Below are 17,016 nucleotides of genomic sequence, written 5' to 3' on the forward strand. Positions count from 1 at the left end.
TTTAAAATATACAATGTTAAACAAGGGGAAATGAGGGACTATTAATAATCTCGCCAGGAGCGACTCCAACTTGAATATTCATACTTGAGGCTGTACCTTGCCGAGGCGCATATCGAGTCTGCCCCACAAGGTAACGCAAAGAGATGGCGCGACGTTGTCGATCCATCGAATTATTGGGCAATGAACGATGCCAAGTTCGACCATCATGAGCAGCCACTCCACCAACGCGAAGCTTAATACCACAAACCTCAAAACTTTTATTAACAAAATCTAAAGGTGACAAACAGCTACTCCCATCACTCAAATCTTTTCCTGAATGAAGATCATAAGGACCGCCAATAATACCAGACTTATGACTACCCACCGCATACTCAAGACCGCCATTCAAAGAATCCACATCATCAAGCGGAATCCACAGCGCAATCTGATTTTGAGGCTCAAATGGAAAAAATGCAGCATCTTGATGCCAACTCAGCATTTCACCTTCACCCGGCGGCTTTGAAAACATAATAGTTTCAAGAAGCCTTAGTTCTGTTTCACCCAGACTAACATGAGCAAACTGCCTAGCAAGATGACTTGCTTGCTCACCCAAAGCAAATTCAGAAAGCGTATCGAATTCCTCAAGTGGCCTAATACGCTTCGTATCACCCCGCACATGCCTCCAAAACACAGCTGCGGGCTTATCTTCCGGCAAAAATGAAGTTATAGTGCTTTGAGTAAACTGTAAGCATTCATCTGCTATGCGAGCGAGCAAATTAGTATCAAAATAGTTTTCAATGGCAACAAATCCCTGCTCACAGAAGAGTTTCGTATCTAAATTGGATAATGACCCAGGTATTGGCTCTATTAGAGAAGGAGCTTTATCTTGCATAATTTCTATTCACCTTTATTTTATAATTATATAACGCTTATTTCTAATAATAAAATGTAAGCCTTGTTGGATGGTATTAATAAGTTCATTACTGAGTAAAATAAAATGATCTAGAATACTATTACTTATAAAAAATTGTTTATTATGCCATTGACAAACAGTCCGCATTGGCATTAAAACTTGATCTTTTAGCATTCCTGTCATGCCATGTCTTATACTCAACATACAGCAGAATGCCTAATATTTTTCCTTGATAAAAATCCCTGAGCAATACATATCATCATAAAGAAATAAACATAAGCCAACCTAACGAAAAATAGAAAACATTCACTTCCTAAAAATAACCGGGTAATATATAAAATATACTTATGAAAAACATCTAAGTTCAAATAAGTTTAATATCATTAATAATCTTATTAACTCTATGATCCCACGTATGATGGGAGTTTATTATACTTATAATGTCATTTTTTATTTTATTTACAGACCCACTATTACGTTTAAAATTCTCATAAGCTTCATCAAAGTTATCTTCCCGGAACGTATAAAAATGACATTGATCATCAAAAAAATCATATAAGCCTCTCACCCTTTTTTGCTCTTTATAGACGACAGTATTATCATACCAAAAAATAACCCCACCGGAAGCCATGCAATCGATAGCCCGAAAATGAAAACTAACACCATCATGCAAATTAATTGCTGATGATTGATGGGCAATATTCATTTCGGATGGACAATTTATAAAATATTTATAATATTTTCGATAAGCAGGCCATTCTTTCCAGTTTAGAGAGCCATAAATAGCAATGGAATCTGATCTTTTTAATGCAATGCCCAATAACTCCGCTCTGTTGTTTAGTCGTTTTGTCTTTTCCATTAAATCGTAATATACATTCCTTTCAACATAACTTTCATTAATAGATATTTTTTTACAAATATTTTTAATAATATTTTCGAGATCTTCAAGCGTTTTCATTTCAAATTTCGTATTCGCCAAATGTTCCTCATAACCATTCAGCAGCATCTCGAATGTCGATTCAGACTCCAGGTCTATCTTCCTGTTCAATTCTTCATCAGACCATGGCTTTGGAATATGTCCAATAAAATTAAATTCCGTATAATTACCAAGATTTAACTGAAGCGGAGAAAACGTCTTAGTACATGTGCCTGGCGGTAGCCAGTCTTGTATACCCCCAGCATCAAAATTTGCATCCGCGTTCGGGTCAAAAAAATAGGTAATGTCGCTGCCTTTAAGATGATTTTGGGTTCTACCTTGAAAATCAACTACCCAGGTAATATGTGGAATGCCGAGATCATGTAATATTGGAATTTCATCTTTAACACGATTCATCTCAAAAACAGCGTCAGGTTTATTCTGCTGAATCCATAAATACATTTCCGATTCGGCCAATAATCTGAGGCAACCAGACACCTTAATACCCGCCTTAACAAACGATTTTTCCAAACAACTAAATAACGTGCGATAAAGATTGGTATCATTGGGTAGAAAAATTGATATATGAGTAATTTTCATTGCCTATCCCAATAACCTCCCCCTGATCGAGGAGAGTATGGTTGTAGAAATGGCTTTATATGAGAATATTTTCTGTAACTGGCTTAGTGCTTTTTGAGCAACCTTATTACGCTCATTTTCATTCTCAAGATAAAATTTAGTTTTATATAGAAAATCATCTTCGTCATCGTAAAGTACGGCCTGTTCGTCAGAAAAATAACTGGAAAGCGGCGAACAATCATACTCATTTTTACGCGACAATATAAACGAACCCGATGCCATGATCTCTAAGGCTCTCATATGCAAAGTAACCCCTGGGCTAACATTCAAACATATCCTGGCATTATTCATTATTCTGTTAATATATTCCCCATTATCAGCTACGCCTCTGGCGAATTTTTTAAACGCAGGGTAACGATCCCAGTTTTTTCCATACAAATGAATATTGATATCCAATTGCGACTCAATTAGCAAGGAAACCGGCCAGGTTTTCATTTTGCTAAGGCATTCGCAATGCAGTCGACTTCCAGTCAAAGGAAACAAAACCTCCATAACCTGTGGCTCTAATACAATGTTCTTTTTATAAAAAACAGCATTAAAGTCATCTACAGTGATGTCACTAACGTCATATACGGAATTTCCACCGCGCATTGTGCAAAACTTATTAAATTCGTTCATATTCAGAGAAGATAAGTGCTCATCCAAAATATGATAGAGTCCAACCAGATCGACTTCAGATATTGCTCCCGTATTAATAAGCTTCGTCTCGCTTTCATTTAATAGCAATTGAAACTGTTTCGGGTTTCTAATTGGATCGAACGTTCTCTCGGGTTCTTGCAAATGCGTTATCACCAACACATCGCAATCGTAATTTTTCTCTTCAAGAGGGAAATAAATTTTGTCATTATAGCCAAGCGGCAAAAACTCGATGGGGCTGTTTTTATATGTCGGAAACTCATTCAAACCCAACCATGCTTTGGCAAAAACAAAAGTAAAGTCTTTAGCCTTTAAAGCTTGTTTATTGCCGGTTATATTAGGCAACATATCCTGAATCCAATTTACAAAAGGAACAGATTCAGGCACGCCATCAAATTCATGACGAAAATGGTCAATCGTTAAGATAATATCCGGTTTAAAACGATTTATCTCATCGATAAAATGCTCAATACTACTCAGGTAATAATTTTCTTCTTCAATGCAGACGGTAGTCATAGCGCCGCTTCTATCAAAGCCGTCCATCAAATCACGCATACAATATTTCAGAAAACTCGAAAACCGGGATATAAACCCCATTACCCGTAGCGAAGCAATATTTTCGGCCTTGAATTTATCCCGCCATTCGGAGTCGGTTATTCGGCCATAATATTTATTGATTTCCTGTAAATTGGCGGCATGACGTTGATTGCGCTGCAGCTCGGCCCGATTAACAAACTCAAGCACTTGCCCGGCCTTTAAATCACCCTGCGCTTTCATATCCAGCAAAACGGTGGGCAATGCCGCTTGGTTTTTTTGTAGCTCCAGATAAAATCGATCTATAGCGTTATCATAAAAAAACTGAATGCGTTTTGACGTGATTATCTGTTCCCAATCATGAAGCAGCATATTCAACACAAATAGTCCGAATTCCTGCTCTATTATATAAACAGGCACCTCGAATTCCGCCATCTCCGGGATTGGCCGCTCGGTATTGTTAAAAGCCGCTAATAATTCATAACCGGAACCCAGGCTTAGCAATACATAACAACTGGTATTTTCCCGCTGATAGTAAGTTGAATTATCACGAATAAGCCAGCAATTACCCAGTAACGCAACATTATCCAATTGGTAATAATTGTTGCCGTTTATAACTAAGGATACTTCCCAATATTCCGATTCGATTAATTTGTCGATCGCAATGTCGATCTTTTTACCTTGTATTCCCTCAATTAGTCGGTTATATAATTCATGACGATTATTTTTTAAAATCGCCATGTTTTTTAGTAATCTATCCCGGCATGTCTGTATTGTGTTTGGCGTTCGACTATGCAAAATCACGTTATCGCCAAACAACTCAAATAAAACCGACTCAGTTTGGGTTGCAACCGCGTCGACGGCAGGGGAACTGATTAACGTCTTTATCGCCGATTTCTCAATAAAATGATCGATTGCAGCATCGTAGGTAAAATGCTGCGCCAGCGCTATTGGCGATTTAGCTGGCCGCAAGCGGTTATCGATAATATTTTTTAAATCGTCTTCGGTTTTGAAGAACAGGCAATAATCGTCCCAATGCGGCTTTTCCGCGACATCCCGGCAATCGTAAACCACCGGAATACAGCCGCATGCAGCAACCTCGGCAAGACGCTGTGAGTTAATTTCAAACGGATGGGAAACAATCGCATAGGTCGCAGAACGATACACGTCGGCAACCTCGACGCCATGCACTAGCTCACCCCGAAAAAAAGGCGCAACCAGCGGTTCCTGATCCCAATAACGCCCGTAAATCTCCACCGGCAATGTTGAATGTTGACAAAGCCACTGTATCGAATAATCCCTGATCACATAATGCAACAGCTTCCAAAATACAAATTCATAAGTCAAAGATGAGCGCTCAGCAATACGCGTTACCGTCTGCTCATCAAAACATCCGCCCCGATTTAATATTTCAACCAACTGTGCAATGGCTTGCCGTTGCTGATCGTCAGCAACATCAACATTCGACAAGTAGGAAGTGCCGACAAAAATAATTTTCTGCTGCCGTTGCCGATTATCATCCGAATAAAAGATGTCTTCGTCGATGACAAAATGTTGGCGTTCCACGTTTTCGGCGCCGCACTGCTTAAGATACTGATCGAAAATCGGCGAAATGGAAAAATTAAAATCATTCTCCCGCCAGCTTAACAACTGTTGATTTTTTATTTCCGGCATCGGATCCTGCCACCAAACAATATTGATGACATCGTCATGATAAAACGTGTTACGCAAGCTATTAATGTAGACGACGACATGCGGATTGAAATCGATAAATCTATTCAGGAAGTCGATGTAATTATGGACTTCCATATCATTCGCTTCGATATACAAGAAAACTTGATAGCCTCTTTTTTCAAATGCTTTCGCCAAGCCCTGGGAACAATACTGCATGACAGTTGTTAAGCGACGACTAGGAATGGCTATCCGTATCGGTTCGCCATCAACAACGACCGGTTTTTGCGCTTTTACTTTTAGCGTTAATAGCTCGGTAATCTCCCGCCGTTTTTTATTGATGGCATCCATAGCATTGGTCACATCCTCCTGCAAAGCGAGTTTCAACTCTTCTTCCAAATCATAGGGCATTTCAACCTTTTCAGGCAGCCGCAGTTTGGATAGGGTAAAAAAGTCGACAAAATCATGTAACTCGACGTGAACCAGGTTTTCAATGCCATGCTCCGGCAACTCGCCCCGGTAATAACACACTTGCAGGCCGTCTATGGTTGGATGCTTGCAATAAACCCGGTTTTTTTGCTTTGCGGCATTGAGCGCCAATAAAGGGTCGATAAAATAGGTATCGACATGAATAGATTCGTCTATCCTGTATTTACTGCGATATTGTTTAATTTCTTCAATAACATCGGCAGGCATCTCATTGAAATGCACTATGCCATCCTGGGAAATGGCAATGACTTGCGGTATCGGCAACCGGTTATGCGAAAAAAACATCACAAAATCGTCAGCCGGTACCTGAACAAAATTATCCAGCACTATATCGCTTAACGGCCCATCGTAATAACAATACGCTAAGCGCTCGCCGCCTTGTTCATCGACGATTTTATTTTGTTTTGCCGCTGCCGAATAAGCGTCTTCTATATTAAGGAAAAAAATGTCCTTAACTGAATTATCTTGCCGATCTTCTCTGCCTGCTTGAACCATCGCTTGTCTCGCGTTACAACCGCATCAAATAAAATTAATATGTTCCTGCGGATTTTTAACATCCCTCAGAAAACCGTTCGTGCGGAGTCCTTCGATCACGCTCAAGTCGAACGGAATTTTGGAATGCTCAATAACTACTTTTTTCAAGATTAACACCCGCTGTTCGTCGTATAAGAAATATTGTGTAATCGCCTATAAAAATAGGTATTTTGATTAGTTTGGTCATGCCGAAACTTGACAGTCGCCGAACGCTGATTTACCGAGTAAGGACTTTAGCGCCGATTTCTCAATAAAATGGTCGACAGCCGCGTCGTAAGTAAAATTTTTCGCCAGCGCTATTGGCGATTTAGCGGGCCGCGAACGGTTATCGATAATATTTTTTAAATCGTCTTCGGTTTTGAAAAACAGGCAATAATCGTCCCAATGCGGCTTTTCCGCGACATCCCGGCAATCGTAAACCACCGGAATACAGCCGCAGGCGGCAACCTCGGCAAGACGCTGGGAGTTAATTTCAAACGCATGGGAAACAATCGCATAAGTCGCCGAACGATACACATCGGCAACTTTATCACCATGTTGTAGCTCACCCCGAAAAAAAAGCGCAACCAATGAATCCTGCCCCCAATAACGACCGTAAATTTCTACCGGCAATGTTGAATGCTGACAAAGCCACCTTACCGGATAATCCCTGATCACATAAAATAGCAACTTCCAAAACACAAACTCATAAGTCAAAGATGAGCGCTCAGCAATACGCGTTACCGTCTGTTGATCAAAACACCCGCCCCGATTTAATATTTCAACCAACTGTGCAATGGCTTGCTGTTGCTGATTGTTATCGAAGTCAACTTGCGTCAAATAAGAAGTGCCGACAAAAACAATTTTCTGCTGCCGTTGCCGATTATCATCCGAATAAAAAATGTCTTCATCGATAACAAAGTGCTGGCGTTCCACGTTTTCGGCGCCGCACTGCTTAAGATACCGATCAAAAATCGGCGAAACAGAAAAATTAAAATCATTCTGCCGCCAGTTTAACAACTGTTGGTTTTTTATTTCCGAGATCGGATCCTGCCACCAAATAATATTGATGACATCGTCATGATAAAAAGTGTTACGCAAGCTGTTGATATAGACGACGACATGCGGATTGAAATCGATAAATCTATTCAGAAAGTCGATGTAATTATGGACTTCCATATCATTCGCTTCGATATAAAAGAGAACTTGGCAGCCTCTTTTTTCAAATGCTTTCGCCACACCCTGGGAACAATATTGCATGACAGTTGTTAAGCGACGACTAGGAATGGCTATCCGTATCGGTTCGCCGTCAACAACGACCGGTTTTTGCGCTTTTGCCTTTTGAGTTAATTGCTCAATAAGCGCGACCCGCTTTTTAGTGATCGCATCCAGAGCATTCGCCATATCCTCTCGTACAGCGCGTTTTAACTCGTCTTCCAAATCATCGGGCATTTCAACCATTTCAGGCAGCCGCAGTTTGGATAGGGTAAAAAACTCGACCAGATCATGTAATTCGACGTGAACCAGATTTTCAATGCCATGCTCCGGCAACTCGCCCCGGTAATAACACACTTGCAGGCCGTCTATGGTCGGATGCTTGCAATAAACCCGGTTTCTTTGCTTTGCGGCATTGAGCGCCAATAAAGGGTCGATAAAATAGGTATCGACATGAATAGATTCGTCTATCCTGTATTTACTGCGATATTGTTTAATTTCTTCAATAACATCGGCAGGCATCTCATTGAAATGCACTATGCCATCCTGGGAAATGGCAATGACTTGCGGTATCGGCAACCGGTTATGCGAAAAAAACATCACAAAATCATCAGCCGGCACCTGGACAAAATTATCCAGCACTATATCGGTTAACGGCCCATCGTAATAACAATACGGTAAGCGCTCGCCGCCTTGTTTATCGACGATTTTATTTTGTTTTGCCGCTGCCAAATAAGCGTCTTCTATATTAAGGAAAAAAATATCCTTAACTGAATTATCTTGCCGATCTTCTCTGTCCGCTTGAACCATCGCTTGTCTCGCGTTACAACCGCATCAAATAAAATTAATATGTTCCGGCGGATTTTTAACATCCCTCAGAAAACCGTTCGTGCGGAGTCCTTCGATCACGCTCAAGTCGAACGGAATTTTGGAATGCTCAATAACTACTTTTTTCAAGATTAACACCCGCTGTTCGTCGTATAAGAAATATTGTGTAATCGCCTATAAAAATAGGTATTTTGATTTGTTGGGTCATGCCGAGACTTGACAGTCGCCGAACGCTGGTTTACCGAGTAAGGCCTTTAGCGCCGATTTCTCAATAAAATGGTCGACAGCGGCATCGTAAGTAAAATTTTTCGCCAGCACTATTGGCGATTTAGCGGGCCGCAAGCGGTTATCGATAATATTTTTTAAATCATCCTCGGTTTTGAAAAACAGGCAATAATCGTCCCAATGCGGCTTTTCCGCGACATCCCGGCAATCGTAAACCACCGGAATACAGCCGCAGGCGGCAACCTCGGCAAGACGCTGGGAATTGATTTCACACGGGTGGGAAACAACCGCATAAGTCGCAGAACGATAGGCCTCAGCTACTTCAACGCCATGCACTAGCTCCCCCCTAAAAAAGGGTGCAACTAGCGGATCCTGATCCCAATAACGTCCGTAAATCTCCACCGGCAAGGCGGAATTCCGACACAGCCACTTTATCGAATAATCCCTGACCACGTAATGCAACAACTCCCAAAACACAAACTCATAAGTCAAAGATGAACGTTCGGCGACACTTGTTACCGTCTGCTCATCAAAACGTCCGCCCCGATTTAATATTCCAACCAATTCTGCAATGACTTGCTGTACCCAATCATCAGAAAAATCAATCCGCATCAAATAGGAAGTACCGACAAAAATAATTTTCTGTTGCCGTTGCCGATTATCATCCGAATAAAAGACTTCTTCATCAATGACAAAAAGTTGGCGTTCCACCGTGCCTGCCCCGCACTGCTTAAGATACTGATCATAAATCGGCGAGATAGAAAAATTAAAATCATTCTGCCGCCAGTTTAACAAAACTTGGTTTTTTATTTGCGGCATCGAATCCTGCCACCAAATAATATTGATAACATCGTCATGAAAAAAATTGTTAAACAAGGCATTAACACAAAATACAGCATGCGGATTGAAGTCGATAAACTGACTAAGACAATCAATATGATTATTGATTTCCATGTCATTCGCTTCGATATAAAAGAGAACTTGGCAGCCTCTTTTTTCAAATGCTTTCGCCACACCTCGGGAACAGTACTGCATAACTGTTGTGAAACGGCTGGTATGAATAACTATCCGTATCGGTTCGCCGTCAACAATAACCGGTTTTTGCGCTTTTGCCTTTTGAGTTAATTGCTCAATAAGTGCCGCCCGCTTTTTAATGATGTCATTCAGGGCATTCGCCACATCCTCCCGCACAGCGCGTTTTAACTCGTCTTCCAATTCATCGGGTATTTCAAGCATTTCAGGCAACCGAAGTTTGGATAGGATAAAAAACTCGACCAGATCATGTAATTCGACGTGAACCAAGTTTTTGATACTATGCTCCGGCAACTCGCCCCGGTAATAACACAGTTGCAGGCCGTCTATGGTCGGATGCTTGCAATAAACCCGGTTTCTTTGCTTTGCGACATTAAGTGCCAATAAAGGATCGACAAAATAAGTATCGAAATGAATATATCCGGCTAAGTATTTAGTTCGATATTGTTTAACTTCCTCGATAACATCGGCAGGCATCTCATTAAAATGCACTACACCATCCTGGGAAATGGCAATGATTTGCGGTACCGGCAACCGGTTATGCGAAAAAAACTTAATAAAATCGTCAGCCGGCACCTGAATAAAATTATCCAGCACTATATCGGTTAACAATCCGTCATAATAGCAATACTGTAAGCGCTCGCCGCCTTGTTCATCGACGATTTTATTTTGTTTTGCCGCTTCCGAATAAGCGTCTTCTATATTAAGGAAAAAGATGTCCTTAACTAAGTTGACTTGCCGATTTTCTTCGCTTCCCTGAGTCATCGCTTAAAACCATTAAATGAAATTAATGTGCTCAGGCGGGTTTTTTAAATCCCACAGGAATTTGTTGACATAATCCTGCCGACAGCCAATCGCGCAATCCTTATGCACATCCACCGATTCGGAGACATCCTTATGCACCTGCCAGTAACGCTCGCCATGGGTAATCAAATCGTATAAGGAATCCTGATGTAAATCGCCGATATAAAAGCGTTCTTTATTAAAGAAAGGCCCACAGGGATAGATTTTGCCATTGCCGGAAATTTGCAATAAAAACGGCGTACCGAAACATTGATCGTATTTTCGGTAACCGTCTTTATACAGATTGGTTTCACCGGCAGCGTTGATTTTGTTCCATTTCACCTGCACAACATAATTGTCGTTGCTGAATTTTTCGGCCTGTTTCAAAACATCGCCGATTTTCAAATAAGCGTCATAATCGATGCCTATTTCCTTGTATTCGGAATCCGAGCACTGCTTGATCACGAAATAATCCACACCCAATTCGGCGCCCAATTCGGCTTCCGCCAATACCTCATCGAAACATTCGGGGATCAGCACCATTTGCAAGCCCAGCGTGCATTTGTAGTTATTTGCCTTTTTAATTTTCACCAGCTCCCGGATGTTATCGATCAACAAGCGGAAGTTGTTTTCGCTGGACTGATGCACGCGGCGAAAGCCTTCCGGTGTACCTGCGGACAGATTGAAACGAATATAGCTCATGTTTTTCAGCAAATCGTGCGCCCTGTCCATATCCAACAACAGGCCGTTGGTGGCCATCGAGGTATCGATACCGAACTCGGCGGCCAGCACCGTGGCATCGTAAAGAGCGGGATTGAGCGTGGGTTCGCCATCACCGATAAAGCCCAGCGACTTAACCCCGAGCTTGCCGCAATCCTCAATGAATTGCAGTAGCGCTTCGCGGCCGATCATGGTGCCTTTGGTCATGTTCTGCACGACTGCATAGCAGTACAGACAGGCCGTATTGCAGAATTTGGTCAACCCCATGTCGATATGCACAGGCGCGAAACGCTGACCGTTTTGCCAGGCCTGAATTCGATCCAGGTGATGAAGCATTTTATGACCGTCGAAACGGAAACGTTCCTTCTGGGTTCGGAAGCTGGGCCCGGTAAATTGATTCGGCACCGATTTATCATACTCACTATTTTCTTCCAGTCTAACAATGCCCTGCTGGTCATCATGCACAACGGTTTCCAGCTTCTGACCCGGCAGCTTAGTCAGCTGACTGGTGTCGATCACCTGGTATTGGCTGTTCGGCAAGGCACTGCGGTCAACAATCCGGTTGGAGGTGCGTAACTTGTGCCCAGGCTGGCTGAACATTGGAACGTTATCGGGTATTGAGGTTACAACGGAGTTGCCGAAACGGTTGGTTGGGTCGTCTTTAGCCATGATCTAATATTTTTCTCTGTTAGTTAAAAAGGACCGGCGAAACTGCGGTCAGGCAAGTCTTTTGCCAAATCGGATTGCAATTCCATTGTTACTATCTGTTTTAGCGGCTGTTTATCCAACATCTCCAGCACCGCAGCCGCGATTTCTTCCGCACCGGGATAATAATGATTGGCCATAAAGTGTGAGGTCGGCACCGGGTGATTGGGATAGGCGATCAACCGCGGCGGTTGTCGCAAATGTTGTCCATGCGACTGAAACAGTTCGGAGAGCAGCTTATGCGCCATCGACGCTGTTTCCGGCGCACAATCCGCCACCAGCAACAAACCGGTCTTGCTGATTGACCGGGCAACGCTATCGACATCCAGCGGCGTCAGACAGCGCATGTCTACCACCTCGGCATCGACGCCGTGTTTTGCCAACACGGTCGCCGCTTTCAGCGCTTCTATACTCATGTGCGAAAACGCCGCCAGGGTAATATCGCCGCCTTGCCGCAACAGCGCCGCGCCGGTCAACGCAGTGCGCGGGCTATTTTTATCGACCTCGCCTTGGATATGGTGTAACCAGCGATGCTCAATATACAGTACCGGATTATTATCGGCGATAGCGTCCAGCATGAAGTGATAAGCATCGCCCGCTGTAGTCGGCATCACCACTTTTAAGCCCGGCACTTGCGCAAACATGGCTTGCAAACTCTGCGAATGCTGCGGTCCCTGCCCCCAACCGCGACCGACGATGACTCTGATCACTAGCGGCACCTGCTGCTGTCCGTCGAACATGTAACGCCACTTGGCGGCGTTGTTAACCAATTGATCGACCGACAGCAAGGCAAAATCGATGCGCTGATGCACCAGCACCGGCCGCATACCGGCCAGCGCCGCACCGATGCAGATACCGGTCATGCCGTTTTCGGCCAACGGCATGTCCAATACCCGCTCCGCGCCGTACTTCTCGCGCAAACCCTGGGTGGTGGCAAAAATGGTTTTCGGGTCCGGTACGCCTTCGCCGATCAGGATCATCTCAGGATATTGGGTCAAGCCATCATCCAAAGCTTCGCGTATCGCCTCGCCATAACTCATTACCGTAACATCACGCATACAGATGCAGCCCCATGCTGTCGATAGATGGACGACTGCCTCGCAGCGCCCACTGAAAAGCCTGTTCAATTTCATCGGCAAGCGACGCTTCCATTGCCGTCAGCTCCGACTCGTCGCTTAACCGCTTATCCAGCAAAGCCTGCCTCGTTTGCAACAAGGGACAACGCAGCTTCCAGTCCGCCAGTTCGCCCGGACTGCGATAGCCCAGCTCATCGTCTTCGTTGGGTCCGCAATGTTCCGGCCAGCGGTGCGTGTGCAATTCCAGGAACTGCGGCCCTTGCCCGGTACGGGCATTGGCAACGGCGGCTTGCGCCAGTGCATACACCTGTTCAACGCTGTTGCCGTCGCCACTGGCAGCCTGTAAGCCGTGAGCGGCCGCTATCTTATAAATGTCGCGCTCGGGCTGGCGTTCCGCTAACGGCGTCATCACCGAATATTGATTGTTTTCGCAAACAAACAGCAACGGCAATTTTTTCAACGCTGCAAAATTCATGGTTTCGTGCATCACGCCTTCTTCAAAACAGCCGTCGCCGAAAAAAATCACCACCACATTGGTCGCTTCCGGCGTCCTCGGCTCTGGCCTCCTGCTTCGCTCTACCTCCTCCATCCATGGAGTCGTGCCTCCCGCGACACTGGCACATCCCTGTGCGGCGCCGGATTTTTTCATCTGTTCGGCCCAGGCATAACCGCCCGCCAATGGCACGGTACCGCCGACTATCGGCGTGGATGCGATAAACCCGGCGGCCAAATCGGTCAAATGCATCGAGCCTCCGCGACCGCCGCAGCAACCCTCGGCAAAACCGTACAACTCGGCAAGCAATCGACGCAAATCGCCGCCCTTGGCCAAATAATGACCATGCCCCCGATGGTTGCTGAACACTTTGTCTTGCGTCGTCAAATGCGCGCTGATGCCGACCGCGATGGCTTCTTCGCCGATACAAAGATGAGTCGGGCAGCGCATTTCCTGCTGCTGATAACGTTCGGCAATCGCCTGTTCGACTCGGCGAATACGGAGCATTTGGTAGTAGAGTTGCTTTAAATCGGCACCGGCTGAGTTCATGGCAGTCATTTCAACAAGGTGGTGATGTATTTGAACAAGGCGACCGCCCTGACCGGCTCGCGGTTGCAGACAATCTGCACATCCAGCGCCGCGGCAACGCTACCGGCAAACAAGGCCTGCTCCGGCTCCAAACCGCCGGCCAGACACAGTCCGGCTACCGATAAAAACGCATCGCCGGCCCCTATTCTGTCCACCACTTGCGAGGACAGCGCCGGAATTTTATAAGCGGTTTTGTCATTATCCAGCATCAATGCGCCTTTGGTGCCTCGGGTAATCGCGACATGCTTGGCTTGCAGCTTGTCGGCCAATTGCCCGGCAAGTTCCTCAATCGCGCCGTTTCTGTCATGCACCGCCAGCCGTAATTCCGGCTCGTTTAGCGATAAGAAATCGGCATTGGGGTAACGGGTAATCAGATGGTAACCGCGATTGCCGCTATTGACCTGGGCATTCACCGCCAGGTATTTCGCGCCTTTAGCCAGCGCCTCCACCATTTCATTAGAGATGAAGCCGTTGCCGAAATCGGGCACGATCACCGCGTCGTAGTCGCCAAGATGCCGATCCAGCCAAGCGACGATCTTGCCGTTGGTTTCCTCGGGTAGCGGCGCATCGTTATAGAAATACACTTCAAACAGCTTGGCGATGTCGGCATCGACATAGCGGCGCTTGACGATGGTTGGTCGATCCTGGCTGAAGAAAAATACCGGTTCGATGGCCGGGTTCAGATTGCTGCGGATAAAATCCTCATGACTTTGGGTCGCACCCAAGCCGGTCAGCAAAGTCACATTACCGGCAAATTCGGCGACATGATTGGCCACCGCAATTGCGCCGCCGGCAAAACGTTCATAATCGTTGTATTTGACTGCGAACACATTGCCCTTGCCGGTCTGGCCCAGCGGCGAGGTGTAATGATATTCGTCGATGATCGCTTCGCCGACCACCAGCACCTTGAGTCCGCTTAAGCCTTTCAACTTGCCGATAATGTCCGCACCCCCAACCGTTCCCTTGAATTGATCGAGATAGGCGGAAATTTCCGGCGAAAACACCTCGAAATATTCGTTCAGCAGGCGGGTCGAGCTGGAGGTCAGCTCATCGGTAAATAAAATCCGGCCTCCGTGACGTTCAACGGCGTCTTTTTCATGCTGGATATTGCCGGTGATGTCGTCGCTGGTGCTTTTGTAGTCGCTGCCTTTCACATACAGATCGGGTTTGACCTGATCCAGCACCTCGACCGCAGTCACTGCATGATTAATCGCCACTCGGTCGACACAGGCCAACGCGGCGATGTTTTCGGCGCGCAGATGTTCGTTGAACACCGGTCGTCCCGGCCCTTTGTTGACGAACTCGTCGGCGGTAACGCTGACCAGCAAGCTGTCTGCCTGCCTGGATCCGCTTTGCAAATGGCGGATATGGCCGATGTGCAACAGATCGAAAGTGCCGTGACACAAGGCCACGGTTTTGCCTTGGGCTTTTAACTCGGCGGAACGTTGCGCCAGTTGATCAATAGATACGATTTTTTCCGTGGACATTTAACATTAGTTCCTGATGAGATGATCGGTAATATGGTGCAACACGAACAAATGCCCCAGCTCGACCATGCCGTAATGGTCGCTGTCCAGCCAGCAGTTCCAACGCCCCAACTTGCGGAGCGGATTATCGGCCTTAAAACCGCTCAGCGTCATAACCGCCAGACCTTTGGCATTGGCGGCCTGCACGGCATTGATAATGTTCAGCGATTGCCCGGAGCTGCTGATAGCAATCAGTAAATCGTCGGCATTGGCAAAGGCGGCGATTTGTTTGGCGAAGGCCTGCTCGTAACCGAAATCGTTGGTAAAACAGGTCAACGGCGCTGCTTCGTGCAAGGTCAATGCGCACAAACCGCCGACATTGCGCAGGTCGGTAATCACATGACTGGCAATCGCCGCGCTGCCGCCGTTACCCAGTACCATAATCTTGGCCTGCTGTTCGCGCACTCTGGCTAACTCGGCCAGCATCTGTTGAATCACCGCTTCGCCGTCCAGCGTTTGTCCCTGGTGATCGGTAAAAATGCTGTTCGTCAGCAACTGTGCGAATTGTGACGCCGCTTGTCCTATAGCCATCTGCCGCCTCCTTATTTGTCGAGATATTTAAACCAATCGGCCGTGGCATCGGCGATCGAAGCCGAAGTCCACAGCGGCGCGTTTTCCCAGTAATCGATATGGGCCATCATGTTAGCGACGCCCTGCTCGAAACTGACTTGCGGTTGCCAGTCCAATTTTTCCTTGATCTTGCCGGTATCGGCAAAGGTGCAATCCGGCTCGCCTGGCCGCTTGGGAATGTATTCGATAGCGCCGCCCAGAAGTCCGACCAGATGGTTAACGCTGTAAGTGCCGCCGCTGCCGACGTTCATGATTTCGCCGCAAATATCCGAGTTGGCCGCTGCGATAAACGCATTGGCGACATCGGTAACGTAGGTAAAGTCGCGGGTTTGCGTGCCGTCACCCACCACGGTAAACGGCTTGTTGTTGATCTTTTGCGCCAAAAACACCCCGAACACTGCACCATAAGCCCCGGTAGTGCGCGCATGAGGGCCATAGACGTTGAACAACCGCAGCGACACGACCGGCAGTTGATACAGCTGCGCCCAATGCATCACCAATTCCTCGCCCAGATATTTGGTCAGCGCATAAGGATATTGCGGTTTGATGGCGGCGGTTTCAGGCGTAGGAAATTGCTCGGCCAGTCCATAGCAGGACGACGATGCGGCATAGACGAAGCGCTTGACGTTAGCGTCCCGTGCCGCTTCCAGCACGTTAAACGTGCCGCTGACATTGGTTTCGTAATAGGCGCGCGGTCGCTCGATAGACGGCACGATGTCGGCCAAACCGGCCAGATGAAACACCCAATCGACATCGGCGAATAACGGCATGATCGCTTCGGCATCGCGGATGTCGAGTTGGTGAAACTCAAAGTTGGGCTGATCGAGCAGGTCGGCGATAGTCTCCTTGCGGCCTCCTGAAAGATTATCGATCACCTTTATTTCGTGACCTTGCCGCCACAATTCGCGACTTAAATGGCTGCCGATAAAGCCCGCACCGCCTGTAACCAGTACTTTCATGTTCCC

The 17,016-nt window shown here is 46.0% G+C and carries 11 protein-coding genes; all 11 read right to left on the reverse strand.

The window, feature by feature from the left end; all coding sequences use genetic code 11:
* Positions 1-16 precede the first annotated feature (16 nt).
* On the reverse strand, positions 17-871 hold the full coding sequence (locus METTU_RS06150) for a phytanoyl-CoA dioxygenase family protein (protein WP_006890447.1): 855 nt from the start codon (positions 869-871) through the stop codon (positions 17-19).
* A 385-nt stretch (positions 872-1,256) separates the two neighbouring features.
* Complete coding sequence (locus METTU_RS06160; RefSeq protein WP_006890449.1) at positions 1,257-2,408, reverse strand: glycosyltransferase; 1,152 nt, start codon at positions 2,406-2,408, stop codon at positions 1,257-1,259.
* Between the two features lie 3 nt (positions 2,409-2,411).
* Positions 2,412-6,272: a glycosyltransferase family protein gene (locus METTU_RS06165; protein WP_006890450.1), complete on the reverse strand. Its 3,861-nt coding sequence runs from the start codon at positions 6,270-6,272 to the stop codon at positions 2,412-2,414.
* 222 nt (positions 6,273-6,494) lie between these two features.
* Positions 6,495-8,315 (reverse strand): glycosyltransferase family protein, encoded by a 1,821-nt coding sequence (locus METTU_RS06170; RefSeq protein ID WP_006890451.1) that lies wholly within the window; start codon positions 8,313-8,315, stop codon positions 6,495-6,497.
* A gap of 222 nt (positions 8,316-8,537) precedes the next feature.
* Complete coding sequence (locus METTU_RS06175; protein WP_006890452.1) at positions 8,538-10,355, reverse strand: glycosyltransferase family protein; 1,818 nt, start codon at positions 10,353-10,355, stop codon at positions 8,538-8,540.
* A 12-nt stretch (positions 10,356-10,367) separates the two neighbouring features.
* Complete coding sequence (locus METTU_RS06180) at positions 10,368-11,762, reverse strand: radical SAM/SPASM domain-containing protein (protein ID WP_006890453.1); 1,395 nt, start codon at positions 11,760-11,762, stop codon at positions 10,368-10,370.
* Positions 11,763-11,785: 23 nt separating this feature from the next.
* Positions 11,786-12,856, reverse strand: coding sequence for an alpha-ketoacid dehydrogenase subunit beta (locus tag METTU_RS06185; RefSeq protein ID WP_006890454.1), 1,071 nt, complete (start codon positions 12,854-12,856; stop codon positions 11,786-11,788).
* Positions 12,849-13,925, reverse strand: a complete 1,077-nt coding sequence (locus METTU_RS06190; RefSeq protein ID WP_006890455.1) for a thiamine pyrophosphate-dependent dehydrogenase E1 component subunit alpha — start codon at positions 13,923-13,925, stop codon at positions 12,849-12,851. Before METTU_RS06190 ends, METTU_RS06185 begins: the two co-directional genes overlap by 8 nt.
* Positions 13,922-15,442, reverse strand: a complete 1,521-nt coding sequence (locus METTU_RS06195; RefSeq protein ID WP_006890456.1) for a PfkB family carbohydrate kinase — start codon at positions 15,440-15,442, stop codon at positions 13,922-13,924. Before METTU_RS06195 ends, METTU_RS06190 begins: the two co-directional genes overlap by 4 nt.
* A gap of 6 nt (positions 15,443-15,448) precedes the next feature.
* The gene (locus METTU_RS06200; RefSeq protein WP_006890457.1) at positions 15,449-16,012 is read right to left on the reverse strand and encodes an SIS domain-containing protein; all 564 of its coding nucleotides are present in this window, start codon (positions 16,010-16,012) and stop codon (positions 15,449-15,451) included.
* 11 nt (positions 16,013-16,023) lie between these two features.
* Positions 16,024-17,010 carry an SDR family oxidoreductase gene (locus METTU_RS06205; protein ID WP_006890458.1) on the reverse strand — a complete coding sequence of 329 codons (987 nt, stop codon included), beginning with the start codon at positions 17,008-17,010 and terminating at the stop codon, positions 16,024-16,026.
* Between the last annotated feature and the right edge of the window lie 6 nt (positions 17,011-17,016).

The sequence above is a fragment of the Methylobacter tundripaludum SV96 genome (assembly GCF_000190755.2).
In the GTDB taxonomy this organism is placed as follows: domain Bacteria; phylum Pseudomonadota; class Gammaproteobacteria; order Methylococcales; family Methylomonadaceae; genus Methylobacter_A; species Methylobacter_A tundripaludum.